Source organism: Marinobacter vulgaris (assembly GCF_003344045.1).
Lineage (GTDB): Bacteria > Pseudomonadota > Gammaproteobacteria > Pseudomonadales > Oleiphilaceae > Marinobacter > Marinobacter vulgaris.
Genome location: NZ_QFWX01000006.1, coordinates 82,095 through 105,590 on the forward strand (window position 1 = coordinate 82,095; position 23,496 = coordinate 105,590).

26 protein-coding genes are annotated in these 23,496 nt (G+C 57.8%); 17 read left to right on the forward strand and 9 right to left on the reverse strand.

All coding sequences use genetic code 11. The annotated features are described in order from the left end of the window. Window positions 1-99 precede the first annotated feature (99 nt). From DIT71_RS13770 to DIT71_RS13800, 7 genes are all read left to right on the forward strand, one after another. Window positions 100-1,407, forward strand: a complete 1,308-nt coding sequence (locus tag DIT71_RS13770) for a M24 family metallopeptidase (RefSeq protein WP_114613806.1) — start codon at window positions 100-102, stop codon at window positions 1,405-1,407. A gap of 45 nt (window positions 1,408-1,452) precedes the next feature. Further along, window positions 1,453-2,910 carry an NAD-dependent succinate-semialdehyde dehydrogenase gene (locus DIT71_RS13775; RefSeq protein ID WP_114613807.1) on the forward strand — a complete coding sequence of 486 codons (1,458 nt, stop codon included), beginning with the start codon at window positions 1,453-1,455 and terminating at the stop codon, window positions 2,908-2,910. Between the two features lie 125 nt (window positions 2,911-3,035). Beyond that, complete coding sequence (locus DIT71_RS13780) at window positions 3,036-3,674, forward strand: SDR family oxidoreductase (protein ID WP_114613808.1); 639 nt, start codon at window positions 3,036-3,038, stop codon at window positions 3,672-3,674. 134 nt (window positions 3,675-3,808) lie between these two features. Further along, window positions 3,809-5,077: an MFS transporter gene (locus DIT71_RS13785; protein ID WP_114613809.1), complete on the forward strand. Its 1,269-nt coding sequence runs from the start codon at window positions 3,809-3,811 to the stop codon at window positions 5,075-5,077. 90 nt (window positions 5,078-5,167) lie between these two features. Beyond that, window positions 5,168-5,779, forward strand: a complete 612-nt coding sequence (locus DIT71_RS13790; protein WP_114613810.1) for a class I SAM-dependent methyltransferase — start codon at window positions 5,168-5,170, stop codon at window positions 5,777-5,779. A 115-nt stretch (window positions 5,780-5,894) separates the two neighbouring features. Continuing rightward, on the forward strand, window positions 5,895-6,596 hold the full coding sequence (locus tag DIT71_RS13795) for a VWA domain-containing protein (RefSeq protein ID WP_114613811.1): 702 nt from the start codon (window positions 5,895-5,897) through the stop codon (window positions 6,594-6,596). 45 nt (window positions 6,597-6,641) lie between these two features. Continuing rightward, window positions 6,642-7,367 (forward strand): DnaJ domain-containing protein, encoded by a 726-nt coding sequence (locus DIT71_RS13800; RefSeq protein ID WP_114613812.1) that lies wholly within the window; start codon window positions 6,642-6,644, stop codon window positions 7,365-7,367. 5 nt (window positions 7,368-7,372) lie between these two features. On the opposite strand, the gene DIT71_RS13805 is transcribed toward DIT71_RS13800, so the two are convergent. Genes DIT71_RS13805 through DIT71_RS13815 form a run of 3 tightly spaced genes read right to left on the reverse strand, consistent with a single transcriptional unit; the run spans window position 7,373 to window position 11,727 of the window. Then, the gene (locus DIT71_RS13805; RefSeq protein ID WP_227538131.1) at window positions 7,373-8,449 is read right to left on the reverse strand and encodes an alpha/beta hydrolase; all 1,077 of its coding nucleotides are present in this window, start codon (window positions 8,447-8,449) and stop codon (window positions 7,373-7,375) included. Window positions 8,450-8,468: 19 nt separating this feature from the next. Further along, a complete protein-coding gene (locus DIT71_RS13810; RefSeq protein ID WP_227538132.1) occupies window positions 8,469-9,332 on the reverse strand; it encodes a universal stress protein in 864 nt (287 codons plus the stop codon). Further along, window positions 9,325-11,727, reverse strand: a complete 2,403-nt coding sequence (locus DIT71_RS13815) for an ATP-binding protein (protein WP_114613813.1) — start codon at window positions 11,725-11,727, stop codon at window positions 9,325-9,327. The genes DIT71_RS13810 and DIT71_RS13815 overlap by 8 nt, the downstream gene beginning before the upstream one ends. Window positions 11,728-12,048: 321 nt before the next feature. On the opposite strand from DIT71_RS13815, the gene DIT71_RS13820 reads away from it, so the two are divergent. The 4 genes from DIT71_RS13820 to DIT71_RS13830 all read left to right on the forward strand — a co-directional run bounded on the left by DIT71_RS13820 (window position 12,049) and on the right by DIT71_RS13830 (window position 14,946). Continuing rightward, complete coding sequence (locus DIT71_RS13820; protein ID WP_144114498.1) at window positions 12,049-12,915, forward strand: hypothetical protein; 867 nt, start codon at window positions 12,049-12,051, stop codon at window positions 12,913-12,915. After that, entirely contained in the window at window positions 12,912-13,073 is a 162-nt protein-coding gene (locus DIT71_RS18235; protein ID WP_167507465.1) for a hypothetical protein, read from the forward strand. Before DIT71_RS13820 ends, DIT71_RS18235 begins: the two co-directional genes overlap by 4 nt. Window positions 13,074-13,220: 147 nt before the next feature. Then, a complete protein-coding gene (locus tag DIT71_RS13825; RefSeq protein ID WP_114613815.1) occupies window positions 13,221-13,712 on the forward strand; it encodes a pyridoxamine 5'-phosphate oxidase family protein in 492 nt (163 codons plus the stop codon). A gap of 88 nt (window positions 13,713-13,800) precedes the next feature. Further along, complete coding sequence (locus DIT71_RS13830; RefSeq protein ID WP_114613816.1) at window positions 13,801-14,946, forward strand: mechanosensitive ion channel family protein; 1,146 nt, start codon at window positions 13,801-13,803, stop codon at window positions 14,944-14,946. A 26-nt stretch (window positions 14,947-14,972) separates the two neighbouring features. Here the strand turns inward: DIT71_RS13830 and DIT71_RS13835 are convergent, their stop codons facing one another. Beyond that, on the reverse strand, window positions 14,973-15,431 hold the full coding sequence (locus DIT71_RS13835) for a gamma-glutamylcyclotransferase family protein (protein ID WP_114613817.1): 459 nt from the start codon (window positions 15,429-15,431) through the stop codon (window positions 14,973-14,975). A 142-nt stretch (window positions 15,432-15,573) separates the two neighbouring features. On the opposite strand from DIT71_RS13835, the gene DIT71_RS13840 reads away from it, so the two are divergent. Together DIT71_RS13840 and DIT71_RS13845 are read left to right on the forward strand one after the other, a co-directional pair. Then, window positions 15,574-15,918, forward strand: coding sequence for a PBPRA1643 family SWIM/SEC-C metal-binding motif protein (locus DIT71_RS13840; RefSeq protein WP_114614070.1), 345 nt, complete (start codon window positions 15,574-15,576; stop codon window positions 15,916-15,918). A gap of 28 nt (window positions 15,919-15,946) precedes the next feature. Further along, window positions 15,947-16,378 carry a DUF3010 family protein gene (locus DIT71_RS13845; protein ID WP_114614071.1) on the forward strand — a complete coding sequence of 144 codons (432 nt, stop codon included), beginning with the start codon at window positions 15,947-15,949 and terminating at the stop codon, window positions 16,376-16,378. 35 nt (window positions 16,379-16,413) lie between these two features. On the opposite strand, the gene DIT71_RS13850 is transcribed toward DIT71_RS13845, so the two are convergent. From DIT71_RS13850 to DIT71_RS13860, 3 genes are all read right to left on the reverse strand, one after another. Then, window positions 16,414-16,797 carry a PAS domain-containing protein gene (locus tag DIT71_RS13850; RefSeq protein WP_114613818.1) on the reverse strand — a complete coding sequence of 128 codons (384 nt, stop codon included), beginning with the start codon at window positions 16,795-16,797 and terminating at the stop codon, window positions 16,414-16,416. A 79-nt stretch (window positions 16,798-16,876) separates the two neighbouring features. Beyond that, window positions 16,877-17,179: a 2OG-Fe(II) oxygenase gene (locus tag DIT71_RS13855; protein ID WP_114613819.1), complete on the reverse strand. Its 303-nt coding sequence runs from the start codon at window positions 17,177-17,179 to the stop codon at window positions 16,877-16,879. A 136-nt stretch (window positions 17,180-17,315) separates the two neighbouring features. Further along, complete coding sequence (locus DIT71_RS13860; RefSeq protein ID WP_114613820.1) at window positions 17,316-18,299, reverse strand: ribonuclease Z; 984 nt, start codon at window positions 18,297-18,299, stop codon at window positions 17,316-17,318. 75 nt (window positions 18,300-18,374) lie between these two features. Here DIT71_RS13860 and DIT71_RS13865 point away from each other — a divergent pair, with 75 nt between their 5' ends. Both DIT71_RS13865 and DIT71_RS13870 read left to right on the forward strand, forming a co-directional pair. Further along, window positions 18,375-20,222, forward strand: coding sequence for a sensor domain-containing phosphodiesterase (locus DIT71_RS13865; RefSeq protein ID WP_114613821.1), 1,848 nt, complete (start codon window positions 18,375-18,377; stop codon window positions 20,220-20,222). Window positions 20,223-20,235: 13 nt separating this feature from the next. Further along, the gene (locus DIT71_RS13870) at window positions 20,236-21,336 is read left to right on the forward strand and encodes a histone deacetylase family protein (RefSeq protein WP_199491020.1); all 1,101 of its coding nucleotides are present in this window, start codon (window positions 20,236-20,238) and stop codon (window positions 21,334-21,336) included. Between the two features lie 37 nt (window positions 21,337-21,373). Here DIT71_RS13870 and tenA read toward each other — a convergent pair whose 3' ends face one another. Beyond that, a complete protein-coding gene (gene tenA, locus DIT71_RS13875) occupies window positions 21,374-22,042 on the reverse strand; it encodes a thiaminase II (RefSeq protein WP_114613822.1) in 669 nt (222 codons plus the stop codon). A gap of 31 nt (window positions 22,043-22,073) precedes the next feature. Continuing rightward, on the reverse strand, window positions 22,074-22,286 hold the full coding sequence (locus DIT71_RS13880; RefSeq protein WP_114613823.1) for a penicillin-binding protein: 213 nt from the start codon (window positions 22,284-22,286) through the stop codon (window positions 22,074-22,076). Between the two features lie 135 nt (window positions 22,287-22,421). On the opposite strand from DIT71_RS13880, the gene DIT71_RS13885 reads away from it, so the two are divergent. After that, complete coding sequence (locus tag DIT71_RS13885) at window positions 22,422-22,622, forward strand: DUF1656 domain-containing protein (RefSeq protein WP_114613824.1); 201 nt, start codon at window positions 22,422-22,424, stop codon at window positions 22,620-22,622. A gap of 9 nt (window positions 22,623-22,631) precedes the next feature. Next, window positions 22,632-23,492 (forward strand): efflux RND transporter periplasmic adaptor subunit, encoded by an 861-nt coding sequence (locus DIT71_RS13890; RefSeq protein WP_114613825.1) that lies wholly within the window; start codon window positions 22,632-22,634, stop codon window positions 23,490-23,492. Window positions 23,493-23,496 lie beyond the last annotated feature (4 nt).

Consider the following 23,496-nt stretch of genomic DNA (forward strand, 5'->3'; position numbering starts at 1 on the left):
CTTTTTAATTGAATAACGCAAACGTTTGCACTAGAGTAAGACTTGAGAGTTTCCATAAGCAGAACAGGCTTATCTTTGCCGCCGCATTGAGGAGGAGTCATGGCTAAGACAGTAAAACCGAGCGAGCCAACCATTGTTCGTTCCGAGGACGTCGATCCTCACTGGGTATGGGGGCGCCCCATACCTGCACCGGGCAGGATGCATGTCGACTTTGAAGAGCGGGTGAACTATGACCGCCTGCATCGCTACAGGACAGGGAGGGCGCGGGAAGCTCTGGCTGGCTCCGACCTGGGGGCCATTCTCTGTTTCGACAACAATAACATCCGGTATCTCACCAGTTCCGTTATTGGTGAATGGACCAGAGACAAGTTCTGTCGCTACGCCCTGTTCACCGGCAATTCGGATCCCTATCTTTGGGACTTCGGTTCAGCCGCTGCCCATCATCGCATTTATGCCCCTTGGCTGAAGCAGGAGCGGTGTCGTGCGGGGATGCTCGGGCTGAGAGGCTCTATCGGCCAGGAAGCCGGCCTTTTCAAGCGTGCTGCTGAAGAAATCCGCGATATTCTGCGGGCCGAGGGCGTCGCTGATATGCCCGTAGGCGTGGATGTCGTTGAGCCTCCAATGCTGTTCGCACTCCAGGAAGTTGGTCTGGAAATCAGGGACGTGCAACAGGTCATGCTGGATGCCCGTCAGATTAAGAGCCAGGATGAAATAACCCTGCTGAACATGGCGGCCACGATGGTGGATGGCGCCTACGATCACCTGGCGGAAAAGCTTCGCCCGGGCACCCGGGAAAACGAGATGGTGGCCCTGGTCAACAAGTTTCTTTATGACAACGGCTCCGATGACGTAGAGGCAATTAACGCCGTATCCGGTGAGCGCTGCTGTCCGCACCCCCACAATTTCACTGACCGTATGTATCGGCCGGGTGATCAGGCGTTTTTCGATATTATCCAGGCGTTCATGGGGTACCGCACCTGTTACTACCGTACTCTGAATATCGGCAGCTCTACCAGGTCGCAGGAGGATGCCTACAAGCAGTGCCGGGAATGGATCGACTCTGCGATCGAGCTGGTTCGCCCCGGCATGACCACCGACAAGATTGCCGCGGTATGGCCCAAGGCAACCGACTTTGGCTTTGCCAATGAAATGGAGGCATTCGGTCTGCAGTTTGGCCATGGATTGGGAATGGCACTGCACGAGCGGCCGATTATAAGCCGGCTGGTATCGTTCGACAGTCCCTTCGAATTGCAGGAGGGGATGGTTTTCGCGCTGGAGACGTATTGCCCTGCTGCTGACGGTAATGGTGCCGCTCGTATCGAGGAGGAGGTTGTTGTGACTCCCGATGGCTGTCAGGTGATCACGCTATTCCCGTCCAAGGAATTGTTTGTCGCTAACAAGTACTGACCGGCAACAGATCCAGAGGCGATTTCAGAATCAGGAGTCTATGGTTTGAAAGAATATATTGAAGAAATTGGGCAAAGCATACCCATCGGGCTGTTTGTCAACGGAGAGTGGATAACTGAAACCAGTGGCAAAATTGAGGTGGTTAATCCTGCTACCGAGGAAGTAATCGCCATTGTCCCCAGTTGCACGTCCGAGCATGCAAGGCTGGCCCTTGATGCCTGCGATGGGGCCGCGAAGGAGTGGATGGCGCTGACGCCGAGAGAACGCTCGGAAGTCTTGCGGTCCGTTTTCGACACCATGCAAAAAGAAAAAGACATCATTGCCAGGTTGATCACCCTCGAGGAAGGGAAAACTCTCAAGGAGTCAACCGGCGAGGTCGATTATGCCTCGGAGTTTTTTCGTTGGTATGGTGAGGAATCCCTGCGTTTGGGAGGTGAAATGCGGCCATCTCCCAGTGGCAAGCATACGATTGTCGTGACCCATCAGCCGGTTGGCACGGCTTTGTTGATCACGCCCTGGAACTTCCCGGCAGCGATGATTACCCGGAAAATCGCACCGGCCATTGCCGCCGGTTGCGGCGTCATTGTCAAGCCACCGAAAGAAACTCCGCTTACCTCCATGTATCTGGCAGAACTGATGCAAAGATGTGGCGTGCCCGATGGTCTTGTCAACGTCCTGACGACTGATGACGCAGGCACTCTTACCGATGCTCTGGTGGCAGATTCCCGGCTGCGTAAAATTTCTTTTACAGGCAGTACCGGTGTCGGGCGCCTCCTGCTTGGTTCCGCCGCCAAAAGGATCCTTAACACATCGATGGAGCTTGGCGGAAATGCGCCATTGATTGTCTGCGATGACGCAAATATTGACACCGCTATTGAGGGAGCCTTCCTCGCCAAGATGCGCAATGCCGGTGAGTCCTGCATTGCCGCGAACAGGCTATATGTTCATGATTCCATATACGACGAATTTTGCCACCGACTGGTAGAACGGTTCTCTGACCTGAAAGTCGGCAATGGTCTTGAGGCTGACGTGGATGTTGGCCCCATCATTTCCCGTAAAGAACTGGAGAAGCTGCAGGCCATCATTGCTGAGGCAGTTAGCGACGGCGCCACCATTGAAACCGGCGGTACGACTCTTCACGAACAAGGGTTTTTCTTTGCGCCAACCGTGCTTCGCAATGTCAACCCGGATGCCCGTATTCTGGATCAGGAAGTGTTTGGTCCTGTTGCGCCTCTGGTGCGCTTCCGGGATGTGGAATCGGTTATCCAGCAGGCTAATGACACACCTTATGGTCTGGCCGCCTATGTTTTCAGCCGGGATGTTGGTAAGGCCATGCGGATTGCGCAAAGGCTTAACGCAGGCATTGTTGGCGTGAACCGGGGGTTCGTATCCGACCCGGCCGCTCCGTTTGGTGGTATGAAAGAGAGCGGTATAGGCCGGGAAGGTGCCCAGGATGGCATAAAGGAGTTCCTGGAGACCCAGTATATAGCCACATCCTGGTGAGGCGGGGCGCGTCAGCTACGTGGTGAGCGCGGGTACGAGTATCGGTGTAGCGGTCGCAGTGCCTTGAATTGTGCCTGCAGTGCACTCAGCTATAAGGGATACTCACGCCAATCAGGAGATCCACCATGCATGTGTTCATTGCAGGAGCCAACGGGCAAATCGGGCAACATCTGTTGCAGGAAATGGCAGACAGTGATCATGAGGCACGGGCCCTGGTCAGACATCAGGACCAGGGCCCAGAATTGCAGCAGATGGGCGCCACGGAGACCGTGCTGGGGGATCTCGAGCAGGACTGTAGCGAGGCCATGAGGGGTTGCGATGCGGTGATTTTCACTGCCGGCTCCGGCCCCCATACCGGGCCGGATAAGACCATTGATGTGGATCAGGACGGTGCCATCCGGCTGGTGGATACAGCCAGAGCCATGGGCATCAAGCGATTCATCATGGTCAGCAGCATGCGTGCCGAGGAGCCGGAAAAAGGGCCGGAAAAACTCCGCCATTACCTCTGGGCCAAGCACAATGCCGATGAGCATCTCAAGAACAGCGGACTGAACTACACCATTGTCCGCCCGGGGCAACTGACCAACGACGATGGTACCGGCAAAGTGGCAATCAGTTCGAAGATGGAGGATTTCGGGAAGATATCAAGGCAGGATGTTGCCCGGGTCCTGCTGGCGGCGCTGGATTCGGATAAGGCCACCAATTGCGTTTTTGATGTGGTTTCCGGAGACACACCGATACTGGAGGCACTCTCAAAACTCTGACGGCGCCGCCCCGGCCTGAAGTCCTGAAGCCCAGAAAAGGATAATCAGGGCAGTCAAAATGGTTTGATGCCGGCAACAACAACTCCTACTCTGTAAAGGCTGGTTCCAGGCGCGCTACCGTTGGAGAACGTATCGTGAAGACCGTATCGAGCACAGGATTTGCTATTTTCGGCGCGGCGCTGATTGCGATCAGTTACGGTCTGGCCCGTTTTGCCTTCGGTCTGTTCGTACCACCCATCCGCGCCGAGCTCGGTCTGACACCCTACCTGGTCGGTATCATCGGCGCGCTTCCGCTTATCAGTTTTCTGCTGGCCACATCGGTTGCCCCGCTTGCCGCTGATCGTCTCGGCGCCCGTAACACAGCGGTTCTGTCGGGAGCGTTCGGGGCGGTCGGTCTGGCGTTGATAAGCCAGGCCACGGGCCCCTTATCACTCGGGGTCGGGGTATTTGCCTGTGGTATCTGCACCGGCCTGATGATGCCGGCGCTAACGGCCGCCATGCAGGTGCTGGTTGATCGCTCCGTACACGGGCGCGTCAGCTCGGTGATGAATGCCGGTACCAGTATCGGTGTGATGGTTGCCGTGCCCGCCGTTCTTTTCATGGCCGGCATCTGGCGCTATGCGTATATGTCCTTTGCCGTTATGGCGGTTATCGGGGTGTTTGCGGCCTGGTATTTTATTCCCTCGGTATCCCGGGTTGCCCCGTCGAACGCAGCACCGCCGCCTCCCATCACTGCGCTGCAGTGGTGGCGTCTGTTCAGGCTCTCGCTGTTTGCTTTTGTGATGGGCTTCATTTCTTCCGCGTACTGGATCTTCGCGCCCGACCTTGTGGTCACTCTGGGCGGGCTGCCGCCCGAGCAAACCGGGTGGCTCTGGTTGGCGGTGGGCGTCGCCGGGCTGGGGGGAGCGGTGGTGGCTGACCTGGCCGACCGCAACAACCCGCCGATCACTCAGGCGTTGATGCTGATGATGCTGGCGGCAAGCCTGGCGTTATTGGCGGCCAGCCCCGATCAACTGGCGCTTGCAGCATTCTCCGGACTGGTCTTCGGCCTGGCCTATATGAGTTTGACGGGGCTCTATCTGATGACAGGCATCCGGCTTTTGCCGGGCCGGCTGTCCATGGGTCCGGTATTGCCATTCATGGCAGTTTCGCTTGGTCAGGCCACCGGTTCGCCTATCGTCGGTATCCTGGTGAAGAACTTCGGCTATAGCGATGCGTTTGCCATTTTCGCTGCGATCGGCATCGTAGTAGCACTGCTGTCGCCGCTTTATCCCCGCAACATTGAGCAGGGGACCGAGGAAGCGACAGAGGAGGAGACCGGCCTCCAGGCAGCCTACGATTATCAGCTTCAGGACGAGAAGGGAGAGCCGTTCACGTATGACACGGAAGACGACAAAAACTAGCCAGGGCCATTCTGCCGCTGGCGGCGGTATAGACATTGCTCACTGCTATAATCGATTAGTATTCCAGGCGGCCAGATTGAGAAAAATGCCATGGGTGAAGAAAAGGACGGCCCGAAGTACGATCCGAACCGGAGGACAAGCCCGGCAGCCTTCTTGCGAGGATTCCTGCGGGAACCGCGTCAGGTGGGCTCGATTATCCCCAGTTCGCGATTCCTGGAGCAGCGAATCGTCGAGGCGTCGGAGCTGTCCGCTGCCAGCCGGGTAGTGGAGCTGGGGCCCGGCACCGGAGGCACCACAAGAACGTTCCTGAGGCACCTTACCCAGGATGCAAAGCTGCTGTCGATTGAGTTGAGCCCGTACTTCCACGAACTGCTTGGCGAGATCGCAGACCCGCGCTTCACCAACCACCTGGGCAGCGCCGAGGATCTCGCAGAGATTCTGGCGTTACACGATATGGGCCAACCGGATGTGGTTATCTCCGGCATTCCCTTCTCGAAAATGCCGGAAGCCGTTGCTACCCGTGTCGCCCAGGCGGTAAAGGACAATCTGGCCGAGGGCGGGCGTTTCATCGCCTATCAGTTCCGCCGGGATGTGGCCACGATTACCGGCCCGATCATGGGGGCGCCGGCCAGCTGTGCACTGGAGCTGCGGAACATCCCTCCCATGCGGGTGTACAGCTGGTTCAAGCTTGACGGTGGTTGAGCTGGCAACCGGCACGGTTTTATCGAATATGGCCGGCCTGCCACTGTGAATCCCGTTGTCTTTGCCCTACGCTTGTAGCGATACATTGGTTACCGCGGGCGGTTTTCAGAAGCTTATGTCCGACAAAGAGCTACGCAAAAAATCCGACAAACAGTCGATCGACCAGTTTATCCAGGAGGTCCGCAAACTGCCGGCGCAAAGCGGTGGCGGTAAACAGGGCCGGCTGATTTTCGCGCTGGATGCCACCGCAAGCCGGGAGGCCACGTGGGATAAGGCCTGCCACCTGCAAAGTGAGTTGTTCATGGCCACCAGGGATCTGGGCGGCCTGGCCATTCAGCTTTGTTATTACCGCGGCTTTCGTGAATTCCGGGCGACGGGATTTGTCACCGAGACCGGCCAGCTGCTGAACCTTATGAATGGCGTGTCCTGCCTGGGTGGTCGAACCCAGATCAGCCGGGTACTGAAACACGCGCTGAAAGAAACCCGCGCAGAGGCGGTAAGAGCGGTGGTGTTTATCGGCGATTTTTGCGAGGAATCGGTGGACGAGCTCTGCCATACCGCCGGAGAACTGGGCATGCTGAGAACCCCGGTGTTCATGTTCCATGAGGGTAGCGACGCCCATGCCAGGGCGGTGTTCCAGCAGGTGAGCAAGCTCTCCGGAGGTGCCTATGCCCCCTTTGATCGCAACAGTCCGCAGATTCTCAAGGATCTTATGGCCGCTGTTGCGGTCTATGCTTCCGGGGGAACCAAGGCCCTGCAGGACTTTTCCAACCGCAGCTCCCCGGAAGTCAAGCGCCTGACCCGACAGATCAGATAGTGCCTGTTCCAATCTATCCATGGGCCAATGAGCCGGGGTATCTGAGTGCCATTAACGTTATTGGTTATCGTATTGACGGTTGTTGCGTGGGTCTGGCTGCGCAGCCAGCCGGCGAGCCAGCGCAAACCGGCCATTCTCAAGCTGGTGTTGATTGCCGGGATCGCGATGGTAGTCCTGTTGGCCGTTACCGGTCGGCTGCATTTTCTGTTTGCACTGTTGGCGTTCCTTTTCCCGCTGTTGCGCCGGATACTGCCCTCTGTATTGACGGGAGGCATGGCGGGAGCGGGAAGAGGGGAGGCCAGGACCGGCAACCAGTCCCGGGTTTCCAGTGATATTCTGGATATGACCCTGGACCATGACTCCGGAACCATGAGCGGCGAGATCCTGAAAGGCCCCATGGCCGGCCGGTCGCTGGCGGATCTTGAAGAGAGCGAATTTATCGAGCTGTTGCAATACTGCCGTGCCAACGACGAAGACTCCGCCCGCCTGCTGGAAACTTACCTCGACCGCCGGTTTGGGGACTCCTGGCGTGCTGACGACCAGGCAGGTGCTGGCGGCGAGGAAGCTGCTGGCGGGGACAGCTCCGGTAACGCCGGCGGCCCTCTGACCGAGAACGAAGCCCTCGATATACTCGGGCTGGCGCCCGGTGCCAGCCGGGAAGAAATTATCCAGGCGCATCGCCGGATGATGCAGAAAGTGCACCCGGACCGTGGTGGGAGTAACTATCTGGCGGCCCGTATCAATGAAGCCAAAGAATGCCTGCTGAGTTGATGCCTTTACGCCGAACCCGCTTCCACCCGCGACAGAAACTCTCCGATATGCTCGAACGCTTCTTCCGCCTCCGGTAACAGGGGTGTAAACAGGTGCCATACATGAACCATGTCCGGCCAGGTTTCCAACTCCACCGGTGAGCCCGCAGCTCGCGCTTTCTCTGCGTAGCGCTGGGCGTTCTCCAGTAGAATTTCCGATTCGCTGACGTGAATCAGCGTCGGCGGCAGCCCGTGTAACTTCCCGCGCAGGGGCGATGCAATCGGGTTCGTGGGCAATACCCGCATGCCCAGAACAGTTCCCCACCACAAAAGCGGCGATGGTATACGGGCCAGCTTTTTTACGGTTGGCCCCAGCATGACATCGCTTTTCAGATTGGCACGTTTGCCCAGTGACGTCACCATCAGTTCTGTGGAGGGTGACAGGGCAATCGCAGCGGTTGGTGCCTGCAGACCCTGGTCCCGTATCCAGGCGAGCAGTCCCAGGGCATGGCTGCCACCAGCGGAGTCTCCTGCGACCACCAGGAAATCCGCTGTAGCTTCTCCGTCCGGGCCGTTCTCCAGCAGCCAGCGATAGGCCTGCCGACAGTCGATGACGCCGTCCAGGTAGCGGTTTTCCGGCATCAGCCGGTAATCAACGGCAAATACGCAGGCGTGGGCCAGCTGTGACAACCGGTCGGTAATGGCGCGATGGCTTTTGGGGCTGCCGGCGACCCAGGAGCCGCCATGAATATAGAGAATGCGACGCTCGGGTTCTGCCTCTGGCGCAATCACCCATTCCCCCCTGGGGGGGCCGCTGCCGGGGGCGCGAATTTCCGAGACCGGTTCCAGATCATCGCTCATGCTATCCATGTAGTTCCGCAACGCCTTCACGCGGGCGCGGCCATGGAGGCCTTCAGCCGCGGTATGCATACCCTTGACCCTTTCGATGACCTCCTGGCGCGCCTCGCTCTGCTGCTCGCGGGGGGGTGCTTCGTGGTCATCCCCGGCATCGTGATGCCGGCGCAGCAGGACCATCACGGCGGCAATCAGAGCGACCATGATCAGTCCGAACCACATCATTGCGAACCAGGCGATTCCAAACATTGTGTACAGCCTTTGTTTGTCAGGGGGTGATGGTAATGGGCAGGCTCAACGCTGCCAGCAGCTGTTCCGCACCGGGTGCGGTAAAGAGTGCACACTCGCGACTGATCACCAGTCGCGAAGCACGTTCTTCCCGGAGCGTCCGGGCGACTGTTATCGGATCAGTATCAGGCATGACTCGCAACCGGGTGCCAGCGCCGAGCACATCAAGATCCTGCCTGATGGCATCGAGCCGACTGGCAGTTGGCTCGCCGTCAGTGCCCAGAATAATCGTCACCGGCTGGTGATAGTGCCGGGAGATCTCGGCAGCTGTCAGCGCTGCCCGGTGATTGGCCCCGTCATGATCATTGAGGAAAACAACCACCCGGTTCGGGTAGGGGAGCTTCTGTTCGCACCACAGCAGCACCTGCCCGGGTGACTGTCGAATCAGCCCCTGGGCAGTGGAGCCCAGCCGGGCGCCGGCCGTGGAAGACCAGCCAGCACGGCCGAGTACCAAAAGATCATCCGGCCCCGCCAGGGCCAAGACCTCCTCAATCACATGACCGCGGGCAACACTCAGGGCTGCCTTGCCTCCGCGCCGCTTGACGGCGCCGGCAAGTGCCGCGCGGGCATGGTCCGCCAGCCGCCGCATGCGCTGCTCCAGAATGCCGGGGTCGAATGGCCGGCTGATGCCGGAGGCCGAGCCGACCTCGCGGGAGAAACCGTATCCGGCGCTGCGTACCAGGTTCAACTCCTCGACAAACACCCCGAGGATGTCAGCACCTCGTTTCCCGGCTATGTCGGCGGCGGCTTCCAGGGCCGCATAGCTCATCCGTGAACCGTCGATAAGCACCAGAACCCGCCCACGCGTTGCAGCCTGATCCTCAGGCTCTTGCGTATTAGTCACGATCTGCGCCTCCACTGCTGTCACTGCCTCCCTCGCCGTCTTCCGGTTTTTTGCTGACCTCGGCAAACCGGGACAGGCGGTTGGCGACTACCCGGTTGAAGGACGCCTCGGGAAACTCGCCGTTCTCATCGGGTTCGCCGGCTTCCATGCCCGTCAAAATTTCAATTGCCTGATTGATTTGGGAGACCGGGTAGATGCTGAAATCGCCATCGGTAATGGCCTTGCGGACCGCCTGGTTGAGCATGAGATGCTCGACATTGCTGGCGGGCAAGATCACGCCCTGGCCGTGAACCTTCCCGGCCTCGCGACAGGTATCAAAAAAACCCTCGATCTTTTCGTTGACGCCGCCCACGGCCTGGACCTCGCCGTGCTGGTTCATAGAACCGGTGACGGCAATGCTCTGGCGCAACGGCAGGCGGCTGATCGCAGACAGCAGAACACAGGTCTCTGCGACGGATGCAGAATCGCCCTCTACACCCCCGTAAGACTGCTCGAACGCCAGGCTTGCCGACAGGGACAGTTCGCCATCCCCTGCATATTGGCTCGCCAGAAAGCGTGAAAGAATCATCACGGCCTTGCTGTGAATCGGGCCGCCGAGCTTGGCTTCCCGTTCAATATCCACCACCTGCGCTTTGCCCGGCCGGGCGGTGGCGGTGATCCGGGTAGGCTGGCCAAACATGGAGGCGCCGAGTCTGAGCACCGATAGTCCGTTCACCTGGCCCACGGTCTCGCCTTCAGTGGCAATCATGACGATGCCGCGGGTAATCTGCTCCCGACTGCGGTCGCGAATGCGGCTGGCGCGGAATTCACGCTCGTCAATCGCCTGTTGCATGTGATCCGCCTCGATGGCGACGATACCTGCCCGATCGGCCCAATGGTCAGCCTCACTGATGAGGTCCCGAAGCGCCCGGTCGTGTGCCGTCAGCTTGCGCTGATCCGCCGCCAGGCGGCTTGCCTGTTCTATCAGCCTTGCCACTGCCTCCCGGGAAAGCGGGCGGCATTTCAGCTGCCGTGCCATGGTGGCAATCATGCGCGCATAGAGCCCGTAGCTATCGTCGTCCCGGTTGAGATCGTCCTCAAAGTCCGCTTCGACTTTGAAAAGATCCAGGAAATCAGGATCGTAGTGGGCCAGCAGGTAATACAGCATGCGATCGCCCAATAATACGACTTTAACCGATACCGGAATGGGTTCTGGCTGCAGGCTTATGGTGCTGGCCAATCCGTAGAGACGCTCCAGGGACTCGATCCGGATCTCGCCGGAGAACAGAATGCGTTTTAGGCTCTCCCAGGCCATCGGCTGGCCCAGTATCCGGCCGGCGTCGATGATCAGATAGCCACCGTTGGCCCGGTGAACGGAGCCACCCTTGATCAGGGTAAAATCGGTATAAAGGGTGCCCTGGCGGGCCCGGTGCTCAATCTGGCCCGCCAGGTGCTGATGATTCGGCAGGTCCTCGTAGATGACCGGCGCACCGGTTGTCTCTGCATTATCCACCAGCAGGTTGACTTTGTACCGCGCCAGCAAGCCACTGGGCGGACCGTTCTCGCCGTCCTGGAACGCTTCTGCGTGTTCCACCACATCTTCACGTATGGCATCAAGGTAGTCGACAACGGCGGGATTGTGCCGCCATTTTTCGCGAAGCTCGCCGATCGGGCCGCCAAGCGTGAGCTGAACCATTTCTTCATTCAGGGCGTGAATCCGCTCCCGGGCTTCCTTGCCCAGGCGTGGGAATTGTTGAATGGTCTGCTGCAGTTTCTTCTGGAGTTCCTCTATCTTGGATTCGACGAGCGCCTTTTCCTCGTCAGAGAACTTTTTGTAGTCCTCCGGATCAACAACTTCGCCATTGCGCATGGGAGCAAAGGTGAAGCCCGCAGGCGTCGTTATCATGGCGATATTGTTGGCGTTGGCCTCTTTCTGGATTTCAAACAAGCCCTGATGCTGGCGCTTTGTCATTTCCTCCTGCAACTCCTGCAGGCGGGCCTGATACTCCTCGCTTTCGAAGGTCGCCGGAATCGCTGTACGCAGCTCCGCCGCGAGATCGTTCATATCTTTCTTGAATTGTCGCCCTTCGCCGGCGGCGAGGCGAAGGGCCCTGGGCCGGTCAGGAAACTCAAAGTTGTGAACATGGCACCAATCCGAGGGCACAGGTTGCCGTTCGGTATAATTGGCCAGGAAGCGCTCGACCAGTTCGTGCTTGCCGGCGCCAGCGGGCCCCAGGACAAACAGGTTGAACCCGTCTGCCTTCATACTGGCCCCGAACTCGAGGGCCCGAAGCATACGCTCCTGGCCACAGGGCAGCTCCAGATCCTCCAGCGAGTCGGTGGTTTCGAAATCCAGCTGATCGATTGGGCAGCGGCGATAGACCTGTTCCGGGGTCAAAGGCGAGGGTAATGTCATCAGCGTCCTCCTGATGATTGGCTGGCAGCCTGGGAAACTGCGGAGAATTTCACTCAAGGATAGACCACTAAATCGCTTTATTTTGGTAATCCTTTCTGTAGTGCCATTGATTTCGACCCTCCTGTTTGACTTCATCAGGGGGTGGACTAATGTGAAAGATGATGCCCATCAGCGCACTGCAGCCTGAAAGGAACGATTAGCGTGACCTGGGTGGGATGCTTTTGATTCCTTTGTTAGAGCCCCGTGTCTTTACAATGACGCTCTTGCCGTCAGGGAATCCTCCGAATGTTCAGCCGGATGCTGGAAGGAGGGTTTGTAGCCATGAGTGAAGGCATAAAGCTCCATACTAACCTTGTCATTGTGGCGGTGCTTTTATTCGCCGCTTTTTTCACCTATATGATGCTCAGTAGTTCCGGCCCGGGCCTGTTCAAGGTGGAGACCAAAGGCGGGAACTCAATCGTTCTTGATTTCAGCGGCCGTGAGTATGAGCTGTCCAGCCTCTTCGACAATGTGATGGCAGACGAAGATCAGGCCGACATCGTCCGGGCGATGCTGCGGGAGCGATACGGTCTTTACAGCGTTCAGAGTGTCGAGTTTGTGGATTACTTACGCAGGCTTTCGCCACAAGATGAGGTTTCCAAAGAGATCATTGACCTGCTGGTGGATGGTGCAGGGCCGTTTGATCATCAGTTCCATACCTATCGAAACATCCATAGCCTCAGCGCCGCCCTTGAAATAATCGGACTGGACCGCGACTCTCCGGCCGCCGTGCGACTCAGGGAAGCCGCCAACCAGCAGGAGGGTATTTTCCAGCAGGTTGGCATACCTGTTCGCGTCACGTTTGTGCCTGACTCACAACTTTCTGATAATTCGGCCGCCGTCTGCTCGCCACGAAGGCACAAGTTCATCGGTCACGACCTGCTTCTGATCAATGGCGAGCAGACACAAAGAATGGTGTCTGTGTTCGCTGAGAGACCCTTTCACTGCGCCCAGCTTCCTGACCCGGACGCCACCGAAGTTATCATGATCAATGCCAACACTGCCGAGGCACTTTACGGGAGTGTCGGGCAGGAGCGGCTTCAGTTGGCGGTGGCTTACATAGTCCCCCTTGGCTACCAGGTAAAAATGGTCATCGGTCGGGAGGAGGTCGTTTCAATGGTGTTAACAGGGGTGGGAGGTGAAAAATGAGCGTACTTGTAAAAATGCGAGTAACTGTATTGTTGGCTGGCTTCTTTTTTGCGTCCGCGACGCTGGCGAATTGTGTCTATAACGGCCGCTCCTATCCAACCGGCACGGTTATCGGACCGCTCGTATGTCAGCCGGATGGCACCTGGAAACAGCGGTAAAAAATCAGCAGAGATTTACGTTCTGATTCTTCCCTGGAAAACCAATCCATGTTTTTGGTCGTAGCCCCTGATGCATGGCAAACTTCAATGCCTTTGATATGCTTGATTGCAAGCAGGTTTTTACAGTTGAAAAAAAGGAGCAGATATATGTCCAGCCCAGAGCACAAGCAGAAAATCTGGAGTCTCATCAAAGATATCAAGACCGGGATGATGACAACCCGCCACGGCGAAGAGCTGCGGTCGCGGCCCATGGTTCTGGTGCAGGATGAATACGACGGCGTTCTGTGGTTTTACACCGACCTGGAGTCGGAAAAAGTATTCGAACTGGAAAGCGATAACGATGTCTGTATCTCTTTCGCTGACCCGGACGACCATGTATATGTGTCGCTCACCGGTGTCGGCCGGGCCATTCAGGACAAGACGTTGATCGACAAATACTGGAATCCGTTCGTTGCGGCCTGGTTCCCTGACGGCAAAGATGCGCCCAATGTGGGTATGATAGAAATCAAGGTCGTGAAAGGAGAACACTGGAACAGCGACAGCAGCAAAATGCTGAAAAGTGTCAAAACGGCCAAAGCCAAGATGAAAGGCGAGCAGCCAGACCTCGGGGAACACGAGAAGTTTGGCTTGGACAAGTAGATTTCCCGGGGCGATTGGGCGATTCTACGCAGTCATGCATCTTAAGGGATCGTAACCATGTCGCCACAAGATAAGGCGGAGCGAGCCGATGGCTGAATCATTCTCCGCGGCGGTGGCAGAACAGCTGAGGCAAAACCTGGGCGCGGCTCTCCAGGCTCTGACCGGCGAAAATGTGGAGTGGGGAGAGTTCGCGGCTCAGTTATTGAGCCAACTGCTTATCTCCATTTTCTACCTCGCGTTATTTGTCACAGCCTATCTGCTGGTGATTGGCGCGATCCGCCTGGTGATAGGCAAACAGCGGGCGCAACAACCATTGTTCTCACAGGTTCGCAGCGGCGTCCGCTACCTGGCCGGGCTGGGCGCGTTGCTGGTGATCCTGGCCCAGTTCGGGGCCTCCCCCGAGTTCCTCAAGGCCATGGCTCGGGCGGGCTTGATGGTCCTGGGATTTTTTATCGCCTGGATGATTGTCGGGCGGTTGATGAAGGAGGCGGTGACTCGCTACCGGCTGGATCCCTCTATCCGCCAGCTGGTCGAAAACCTGTTTTCAGTATTTGCCGGCACCCTGGCTCTGGTGACAGTACTGGCCCAGTTCGGGTTTGATGTAATCTCCATTATTGCAGGTCTGGGCATCGTCGGTATTGCGGTCGGTTTTGCGGCGCAATCCACCCTTTCAAACTTCATTGCAGGCATTACCCTGCTGATTGAGCGCCCCTTCCACATTGGTGACTGGGTAACGATCAACGGCCAGGACGGCAAGGTCGTCAAGATCGCCCTGCGCACCACCTGGCTGCGCACCCGGGATAATATTTTCGCAATGATCCCGAACGACAGCGTGGCGTCATCGGATATCATTAATTACAGTGCCGAAGGCGCGACCCGCCTTAACATTCCGGTGGGTATTGCCTACAAGGAGTCCGCGAAAGCTGCCAGGGAGGTCCTTATGCCGGTTTTACTGGGCCACCCGGAGGTGTTGCAGGGACCGGGGAAGGAACCGCGGGTGATGCTCAAGAGCCTGGGTGATTCCTCGCAGGACCTGGAAGTCAAAGTCTGGATTACCCCCGACAACCTGGATATTCAGCCGCGAATCATGGCGGATATTCTGGAGCAGATGAAAGCGGCGCTGGACGCTGCCGGTATCGAGATTCCTTTCCCGCACCTGCAGCTGTTCATAGATGACGCCAAAGGACTTAAGCCAATCGTTGAGCCGCTCTATCCGAAGCTGGCAGGGGGTTGACCGATTAAACCGGGGCGGATCCCGAGTTAATCGGGCATCTCCTCTGAAAACTCCTGCACGAGCGGCTCCATCAGCCGATATACCCAGGCCGGGTCGCCATCCTGCAGTGTCAACTGCACCCGCTCGTAGCGGACACCCAGGCGCTCGTAGCGATCCAGGGCCCGGAGTTCCTCGGCATTCACTGTAATTACCTGTCCTTCGGTGACGGCCCCTTCGACCGGTTTGATGTCCAGCTCCTCCTTACGGAAGCCGGGTAGCTTGGCAGGTTCACCGTCCCCGGCGCGCCCCATTACCAGCCAGCGCACCCAGGGCTCCGTGAGGGTGCCATAGACGAAGACCGAATAGGTGGCGTCTTCATCGATGTCAGGCAGGTCTCCGGTGGGGTTGTAGCCATAGGGGCTGGCAAAGGTCAGCCAAAGGTAGCCAATGCCCAAAACAATGAGGGTTGCGATGGCGGCCAGGGTATAAAGGATTGGTTTTTTCATTGAACGTTACTCACTCTTTGCGGCATGAATTTCCACTTATGCCTATATAACCAATTCGGGAAGCATGCTAAAAGGTCTGGCCCAGTGGCCGCCAGTATTTCCTGAAGAGCCCGGGCGTCTCTCCATTCACCAGGATTTCAGCATGTCAGACAAGTTTTTCTTCAAAGGCCGGCAAGACGCCCGCCAGCATCACACCGCTTATGGCGGCTTTCAGACCAACGCCAGCCAGAAGAGTGGCAGCAAGAAGTTCCCGCTAACACTGGTGGTTACCAGTGAGGCGCGCAAACTGGAGATCAAGGCTCAGGTAGCCAGGGCCGGGCTGCATGCGAACATCAAAATGGATACCCGCGAGGGCGCTGTTGAATCCATTGCCGAACTGACCGCGCTCCAGAACAAGGGCTTGACCGTTACCACGGCGAAGGCACCCTCGCGCAATGACCCTTGTCGCTGTGGCAGCGGCCTGAAGTTCAAGAAATGCTGTGGCTGAGGGTAATGATCGCAAAGAGAGCAATGCCATGATTATCTGCGGAGTTGAACTGACCGGCAGCGATGCGGTGGTGTGTTTACTGAATCTGGATCGGGGACAGTTCAGCTTGCCGGAATGCAAGGTACGCAAGCTGTCACTGAACAAAAATCATACTCGTGAGGATCTGAAACAGTTCCAGACGGCTTTTGCTGCATTGATGGCTGATCACGAAGTAAACAGTATCGCCATCAAGGAGCGGATGCCGAAAGGCAAGTTCGCCGGCGGCGCCATCAGCTTCAAGCTGGAGGCAGCCATTCAGCTGATCGACGATATCGGGCTGGAGGTGAGGTTGCTCTCTCCAGCCCTGATCAAATCGACGTTGTCAGGGCACCCGCTGCCGATTGCTTTTGCTGACACCGGGTTGAAAGCCTTTCAGGAAACCGCTTTTACCGCCGCGTACGTGGCGCACCGGGCGAGCTAGCCGGCGAATCGCCCATTCGCCGGCATCGAACAGGCTTAATCAATGGCTCGCTGGACCGCCACATAATGCGTGGCCGTATCGCCATCCATTACCGGCGCGATTTTCCATTCAATGGTAAAAGCGGAGCCATCTTTGCGGTAGTTGATGGTGGTACCGTGGAAGGTCCGGTTGTTCTTGAGATCGTCAGCGAGCCGTTCCTTTACCCCACTTTCGGTCTCCGGCCCCTGAAGAAGGCCTGGCGTCTTGCCCAGTACTTCCTCGGCTGAATAGCCGGTCAGATTGCTGAAGGCCTGATTCACATAGACGATGACCGAATTTTTATGGTCGGCCGTCGCTTCGGTCACCATCACTGACTCGAAAGCCAGGCCTGCCACGGTTTTAAAGAGTGGAGATTCCAGCATTTCTTTGGAATTGTTCATACATGTCCCTTTGCGTTAAAGAAAGTTGATCCTGATAGATGGATCGCAAAGTGTTGTACGAACTGCACGCAGCTCTGTATCAGTTCTGGATCAACGCAAAACTGAGTAACCATCGGCTGCCGCGCTCGATCTTCGAAACCCGGTGCTGGTAAAGGTCTGGCCGGAACAGAATGAACCGCCCGAACAGGTTGAAGATGTTTTTCTCGCAGATGAATTGCCCGCCCGCTTCGGGCTTGATCAGCACGCAGTTGAATTTGTACAGCCGGCCTTCGGAGACCATATCAACGTGGGGCACGATCTTGTGGCCCTGGGAGTAACGGACCAGGTAAATATTCAGGCGTCTGGAATGGAAAAGGACCCGGGTTTTTACGTTCGATGGCATCGTGTGGGTGTTCACTCGCAAGTAAGTTACCTTGTTATTGTGGGCGACCGGCCCGCTAATTGAAAGTCATGGCCGGTAATGCCGTTGCTGACACCCTGCGAGGGCAAGGTGGCGTTGGTGGTTCATGGGTACCAGCTCACGAGCCCGCCGGGCTGGCGGTCAGGCAGCTCAGTGACAGGTCCTTTTCCAGCCGGTAGCTATCGAAATCCCGGGCCAGGAACAACTGGCCCCGGTAATGCTGCATGGCTTCAGCCGCCAGTTGGTTGATATGGGGTGCGCCCCCGGCACCGGACTGGTAGCGGGAACTGAAGTGGGTCAGCACCAGGTTGGGCACTCGGGCCTGTTGGGCGAACCGGGCCACCTGTCGGGCCGAGCTGTGTTGTGGCCAGGGGCCGACCCTGTCGGCCACATCCTGGGTGTAGGTGGCTTCGTGGATCAGAACATGGCTGGTGCTACAGACATCGTTCAGCAGTTCCGGGCTGTCGTTGTCGCCGGCTACGACCATGCGACGAGCTGCGCGGGGAATGTGAGTGTAATCGTCACTTCTGAGCAGGCGGCCGTTCTGGAGGGTAACGTCATTTCCTTTCTGCAACTCGCCCCATTCGGGCCCGGGTTCCACGCCCTCTGCCCGCAGCCTGTCCTGCAGTAGCTGCCGCTCCAGGTTTTGCTCGGTGAACACATAAGCACGGCAGGGTACGCGGTGGGACAGCGCCACGCTGGTCACCTGGAAATGCTCGTCCTGCCAGTGAAAGTCGCGGGCCTCGGAGTCGATGAAGTTCAGGGGGTAATTGAGGCTTGAGTCGCTGTTTTCGATCGCTGAATTGAGAAAGCGTTGAACCTGGGCAGGCGCGATGATAGCGAGCGGCGCGGTGCGGCCAAGCATCGACGCGCTGGTGAGCAGCCCCGGCAGGCCGAAGGTATGGTCGCCATGGATATGGGTGATGAAGATGGCCCGCAACTGCATGAGAGAGTAGCGGCTGCGCAACAGCTGGTGCTGGGTGCCTTCCCCGCAGTCCACCAGATACCAGGGTTTGGGGCCGGCGCGGCAAAGAGCCAGACCGCTTACGTTGCGAGATCGTGTTGGTGTTCCGGCGGAGGTGCCCAGGAAGGTGAATTCCATTGTTTATCCAGTCTGATATTGGTCGGCTTATATTCTACACTGAGCGAAGGACTCGCTTGGAGGCTCTGGATAGCCATGAATCAGCACGCTTATATACCGCCGGAAGTTACCGCGGGTGAAGAGGCACGCCTGGAGGAGCTCTATGGGCTCCAGCTTCTGGACACGGCGTCGGAGTTGCGTTTTGATCGTTATACCAGCCTGGTGGCGAGTCTGTTCGGATTTCCCATCGTGTTGATTACCCTGCTGGATCGCGACCGGCAGTGGTTCAAGTCCAGATTGGGCTGGAATCAGACCGAGTGCCCCCGCGATATCTCCTTCTGCGGCCACGCCATCAACCAGGATTCGTTGATGGTTGTACCCGATGCGCTGGACGACCCGCGCTTTGCCGGTAACCCGCTGGTCATCGGTGAGCCCTATATCCGGTTTTACGCGGGCGCAGTCGTGCACGGCCCGGCGGGGAATCCACTGGGCACGCTCTGCGTGCTGGACCACCACCCCCGGCACTTCAGCGAGGAGCAGTGTAGCCAACTGCGCCAGTTTGCCGACCTGGTGGAGAATGAAATTGCCCATGGTGCGGACTTGCTGGCCCTGAAGAGCTCCATTGAACGTTCGGCCTATTACGATCCGCTGACCGAGTTGCCCAACCGCCAGCTGCTGATGGACCGCTTGGGCCAGCTGCTTGAGCTGGCTGCAACAGAATCCCTTCAGGTCGCCGTGCTGCTGTTCAATGTGACGGGACTGCGCCTGATCAACCAGAGCCTGGGTACCCAGGGGGGCAATAAACTGCTGCAGCAACTGGCTGATCGCCTGCGGAATAACTGCCCCAAAGGTGGCTCAGTCGCGCGCCTGCAGGCGGATGAGCTGGTACTGGTGTTTCCGGTACACGATGAAAGCCAGCGGAAACAGGTCACCCATAAGATCCATGCGGCGCTGGATAGCCCCTACCGCTGCCTGGGCCGAGAGCATTATCTGAAAGTCCGGATCGGGGGAAGCCTGTTTCCCGACCATGGTGGCAGTCCCGAGGCGCTGATTGAGCAAGCTTCGGCGGCGATCCGGGTAAGTCCTGAGAGCATGGCCGAGCCGGTGCATTATTTCGATCTTGCCTACTCGGAAGCGTTCGCCGAGATTTTCAAAATCGAATCCTGTCTGAAGGGAGCGCTGGCGCGAGACGAGTTCTATTTGCTCTATCAGCCGATTTTTTCCTTGAGTACAGGACAGATGACAGGTGTTGAAGCACTGTTGCGCTGGCGTTGCTCCGAGCTTGGCCAGGTCTCTCCGGAGCAGTTTATCCCTCTGGCAGAGCAAAGTGGCCTGATTCTGCCGATTGGCCGCTGGGTCCGCGAGGAAGTCTGCCGGCAGTTGCAGACCTGGTATTCAGCGCCTGGCTGGGATATTACTGTCGCAGTGAATGTCTCCCCTGCTGAACTGGTGCAGCCAACTTTCTCGGAGGAACTGCTCAGCCGGCTGGCATTTGCGCAGGTTCCCGAAAAGCTGCTGCGCATTGAAATTACCGAGCACTCCCTGGTTCAGGACAATGAGGCCGTGGAGCATAATCTGGCCCGGCTGAGGGCGCATAACATTGAGATAAACATCGATGATTTCGGAACCGGATATTCGTCGTTGTCCTATCTTCGCCGCGTGCCGGTGAGCAGCCTTAAAATTGACCGCTCGTTCATTGATGGCCTGCCGACGAGCGAGGACGGAGCTACCATTACCCGCACCATTATCGAAATGGCCAAAGCGCTGGGGCTTGAACAGGTGGCTGAAGGCATAGAAAAGAGCGAGCAGCTGACGTTCCTGCACGGACATCACTGCGCCTATGGGCAGGGTTTTCTTTTGTCCCGGCCGTTGCCACCCGAACAAATTCCCGCTCTGCGAGCTCAGGAAGGGTTTAACTGGTACCGTATAAGAGACCAAAGGTAAGAAGGAGAGCGGAGTGCTAGGCGATCGAAACGTGAATGTCTTTTATGATGAAGTCATGTTGGGCCACGACCCCAAGGTGGATCTGCCTTTTGTTCCCAGTCGGGTGGAAAAACGCGTCAGACACATTCTGCAGGGCCTGGACTTCAAGTGGAGTTATCCGGAGCACCCGGGAAGGCTGTCCGCGATCATCAAGCACCTGGAGCAGCACCCCGTGCCCGGGGTCCAGTTCAGGAAGGGGAGCAATGCTACCTATAACCAGCTTGCCCGGGTGCATACCACCTCCTACCTGGATCACTTCCTCTCATTGTTCGGGAAAGCCGCCTGGGTAGACTCGGACACCACCGCGGTCTCCCCCAACAGCGTGAACGCCGCCCTGGCTGCCGCCGGAAACGCCATTGCGGCAGTGGAAAGCGTGGTCAACGGCGAGTGCCAGAGCGCCTTCGCCCTGGTGCGGCCCCCCGGTCATCACGCCGAGCCGGTCAGGGCAAGAGGCTTCTGCCTGCTGAACAACGTAGCCGTGGCGGCAGCCCATGCCCAGGCAAAACTGGGCTGCGAGCGGGTCTTGATCATCGACTGGGATGCGCATCACGGTAACGGAACCCAGGATATTTTCTGGGCAGACCCTGATGTCCTGTTTTTCGATACTCATTGTGCAGCGCCCTTTTACCCGGGATCCGGCGCACTGGAGGAAGTGGGCGCCGGATTCGGCGAGGGCTACACCATCAATGTCCCGCTTCCGGAGTCGGCCGGCGACATCGCCTTTGAAAAAGTGTTCCGGGAAATACTCGTGCCGGCCGCGGCCCACTTCAAGCCTGACCTGATTCTCGTTTCCGCGGGTTTCGATCCCCACCGCAATGACATGGCTCTGAACCTCACCTACGACGGTTTCAAGGTTATCACCCGCATCGTCCAGGAAATCGCCGACCAGCATTGTGAGGGCCGGCTCGCTCTGGTGCTGGAGGGCGGCTACAACCTCAGCTCGCTCTCACAAGGTGTCCATGCGGTGCTGGAGGTGCTTGCTGGCGGTGAGGTCCCGGAATTGCTCGAAGCGGGCGTAAAGGAAGCCAATGAAGCCGCGGAATTTCACCGCTCTGCGTTCAGCGACGAGGACTGAGGGGCCGGTAGGCCCCGGGGGGCGCGGCCCCTCCCCGTCAGTCGCTTTGTTTCAGCCCCATTTCCCAGAAATCGATCTCGAGCCGGGTAGCGTCGCTGAATATCCGGGTAAGCTCACTGAACCTGGCCGGGGAAACATCGGCCAGTCTGTCGTCCAGCCAGCGGATTTCCGCGTGCATGGCTTGCTGGAACTCGTCGCTTTCGTACATAGCGATCCAGGCGTCATAGGGATTGCTGTCGCCCCGTTTCGTTACCGCCCGACTGTTGAGCCAGTTGGCGATTTCGCCGTATCCCACCATGCAGGGGGAGAGTGCAACGTGCAGGTCCAGCAGGTCACCGCGGTTGCCCGCATCCAGCACATAGCGTGTGTAGGCGATGGTGGCCCGGGCCTCAGGCAAATTGGCAAGTTCCTGCTCTGAAATGCCCCATTCCTTGCAGTAGTTGATGTGCAGGTCCAGCTCCACGTCGAGGATTGCCTGTAATCCTTCCTTTGCCTGGCGGAGATCGGAAAGGGTCGGGCTTTTGTAGGCGGCCAGAGCAAACGCACGGGCAAACTGGATCAGGAACAGGTAATCCTGCTTGAGGTAATGCTGGAAAGCCTCCGGGGCCAGCGAGCCGTCGCCCAGCTGCGCTACAAAGCTATGCTCGATGTAGGCGCGCCATTCGCTATGGCAGCTCTTTTTGAGATCCTCAAATTGATACGGCATCTGGTCTCCTGAGTCAGGGAGCGGAGTGTGCTCAGTAGCAGGAATTGGGTGAGGTGTCCGGGTTGATTTCTCCGGCCACTTCTTCCGGATCAATCCCGTGGCTGACCAGAACTTCCCGCACAAAATTCACCTGGGCCAGGATTCGGTCAGCATCATCACCGTATTCAAAGCGGTTGACCTCCACCGGCTGGGGCATGAAAGTGAAGGCGGTTTTCAGGGCATTGAGGGTATCTTCGTCAGTCATGGGTAACGTGCCTAATCAGGAGTTGGTTCTTTGTCGTCTTTCAGGGCAAGTATACGCAAGGCTTTTATTGTAGTCTTTCTCATGCAAATTGGATCATGATTATCCATCACGTCATCACACAATGATAAGGGATGCATGCTTCACGAACTGGGTTTTGGCGGAATGCTGTTCAGTCCATTACTGGTGCTGGCGCCGCTGGCGTTTCTTCTGAGTGCTGCGACCCGGCTGGCGTTGCACCGCCTGGACCTTCGCCGCTTCATCTGGAAAGAGGCATGGTTCGATGTTGCCGCGTTCGTGTGCTACCTGGCACTCATTGTTTACCTGTTCGGGAGCTAGGGAAAACTCATGGGAAAGCTGCTGCGTGTCGGTATTACGTTGCTGGTGGTCGCGATAGCGGTGATTGCCGGTAGCTGGGTCTGGAACCATTACCTGTATTCGCCATGGACACGGGACGGCAGGATACGTGCCGATATCATCACCATTGCGCCAGATGTTTCCGGCTGGGTCACGCAGATGAACGTGCAGAACAACCAGGTCGTAAACCAGGGCGATCCGCTTTTTACCATCGACGATACCCGCTATCAGGCTGCATTTGCGGAGGCGAGGGCGAAGGTCGCAGAGAAATACAGTGCGCTAGAGCTGGCCGTGCACAGGTACCAGAGCCAGCAAGGGAGTTCTGACAGCCGGGCCACCAGCGAGGAAGATCTGGAAACCTACCGCATTGATATGGAGTCTGCCAAGGCCGGCCATGAGCTTGCCAGGGCAGAGCTGGAAATGGCGCGGATTGATCTGCAGCGCACTCAGGTGGTGGCGCCAGCAGATGGCACCATCAACAATCTCCACCTGCGACAGGGCAATTACGTCGATAAAGGAAAGGCGGTGTTGTCTCAGGTTAAAGCTGATTCGTTCTACGTCACCGGGTACTTTGAGGAGACCAAACTGCAGTTGGTGCAGGTGGGACAACCTGCCCGGATCACACTGATGGGTGGCGACCGGAAACTGACAGGCACCGTTGTCAGCATTGCCCGGGGGGTTGCCGATACCAACACCACCAGCAACGACCAGATGCTTCCCGAGGTGCAACAGGCGTTCAACTGGGTGCGGCTGGCCCAGCGGATTCCCGTGGATATCGTGCTGGACTCGGTGCCGGAGGATATACATCTGAGTGCAGGGATGACGGTCTCAATCTATCTGGACTCCGAGTAGCGGG

Excerpts from the sequence above, each read along its gene's own strand:
- DIT71_RS13770 (WP_114613806.1), top strand. The coding sequence starts at position 100 with ATGGCTAAGACAGTAAAACCGAGCGAGCCAACCATTGTTCGTTCCGAG.
- DIT71_RS13780 (WP_114613808.1), top strand. The coding sequence starts at position 3,036 with ATGCATGTGTTCATTGCAGGAGCCAACGGGCAAATCGGGCAACATCTG.
- DIT71_RS13790 (WP_114613810.1), top strand. The coding sequence starts at position 5,168 with ATGGGTGAAGAAAAGGACGGCCCGAAGTACGATCCGAACCGGAGGACA.
- DIT71_RS13795 (WP_114613811.1), top strand. The coding sequence starts at position 5,895 with ATGTCCGACAAAGAGCTACGCAAAAAATCCGACAAACAGTCGATCGAC.
- DIT71_RS13805 (WP_227538131.1), bottom strand. The coding sequence starts at position 8,449 with ATGTTTGGAATCGCCTGGTTCGCAATGATGTGGTTCGGACTGATCATG.
- DIT71_RS13815 (WP_114613813.1), bottom strand. The coding sequence starts at position 11,727 with ATGACATTACCCTCGCCTTTGACCCCGGAACAGGTCTATCGCCGCTGC.
- DIT71_RS13820 (WP_144114498.1), top strand. The coding sequence starts at position 12,049 with ATGAGTGAAGGCATAAAGCTCCATACTAACCTTGTCATTGTGGCGGTG.
- DIT71_RS18235 (WP_167507465.1), top strand. The coding sequence starts at position 12,912 with ATGAGCGTACTTGTAAAAATGCGAGTAACTGTATTGTTGGCTGGCTTC.
- DIT71_RS13825 (WP_114613815.1), top strand. The coding sequence starts at position 13,221 with ATGTCCAGCCCAGAGCACAAGCAGAAAATCTGGAGTCTCATCAAAGAT.
- DIT71_RS13830 (WP_114613816.1), top strand. The coding sequence starts at position 13,801 with ATGGCTGAATCATTCTCCGCGGCGGTGGCAGAACAGCTGAGGCAAAAC.
- DIT71_RS13835 (WP_114613817.1), bottom strand. The coding sequence starts at position 15,431 with ATGAAAAAACCAATCCTTTATACCCTGGCCGCCATCGCAACCCTCATT.
- DIT71_RS13840 (WP_114614070.1), top strand. The coding sequence starts at position 15,574 with ATGTCAGACAAGTTTTTCTTCAAAGGCCGGCAAGACGCCCGCCAGCAT.
- DIT71_RS13845 (WP_114614071.1), top strand. The coding sequence starts at position 15,947 with ATGATTATCTGCGGAGTTGAACTGACCGGCAGCGATGCGGTGGTGTGT.
- DIT71_RS13850 (WP_114613818.1), bottom strand. The coding sequence starts at position 16,797 with ATGAACAATTCCAAAGAAATGCTGGAATCTCCACTCTTTAAAACCGTG.
- DIT71_RS13855 (WP_114613819.1), bottom strand. The coding sequence starts at position 17,179 with ATGCCATCGAACGTAAAAACCCGGGTCCTTTTCCATTCCAGACGCCTG.
- DIT71_RS13860 (WP_114613820.1), bottom strand. The coding sequence starts at position 18,299 with ATGGAATTCACCTTCCTGGGCACCTCCGCCGGAACACCAACACGATCT.
- DIT71_RS13865 (WP_114613821.1), top strand. The coding sequence starts at position 18,375 with ATGAATCAGCACGCTTATATACCGCCGGAAGTTACCGCGGGTGAAGAG.
- tenA (WP_114613822.1), bottom strand. The coding sequence starts at position 22,042 with ATGCCGTATCAATTTGAGGATCTCAAAAAGAGCTGCCATAGCGAATGG.
- DIT71_RS13880 (WP_114613823.1), bottom strand. The coding sequence starts at position 22,286 with ATGACTGACGAAGATACCCTCAATGCCCTGAAAACCGCCTTCACTTTC.
- DIT71_RS13885 (WP_114613824.1), top strand. The coding sequence starts at position 22,422 with ATGCTTCACGAACTGGGTTTTGGCGGAATGCTGTTCAGTCCATTACTG.
- DIT71_RS13890 (WP_114613825.1), top strand. The coding sequence starts at position 22,632 with ATGGGAAAGCTGCTGCGTGTCGGTATTACGTTGCTGGTGGTCGCGATA.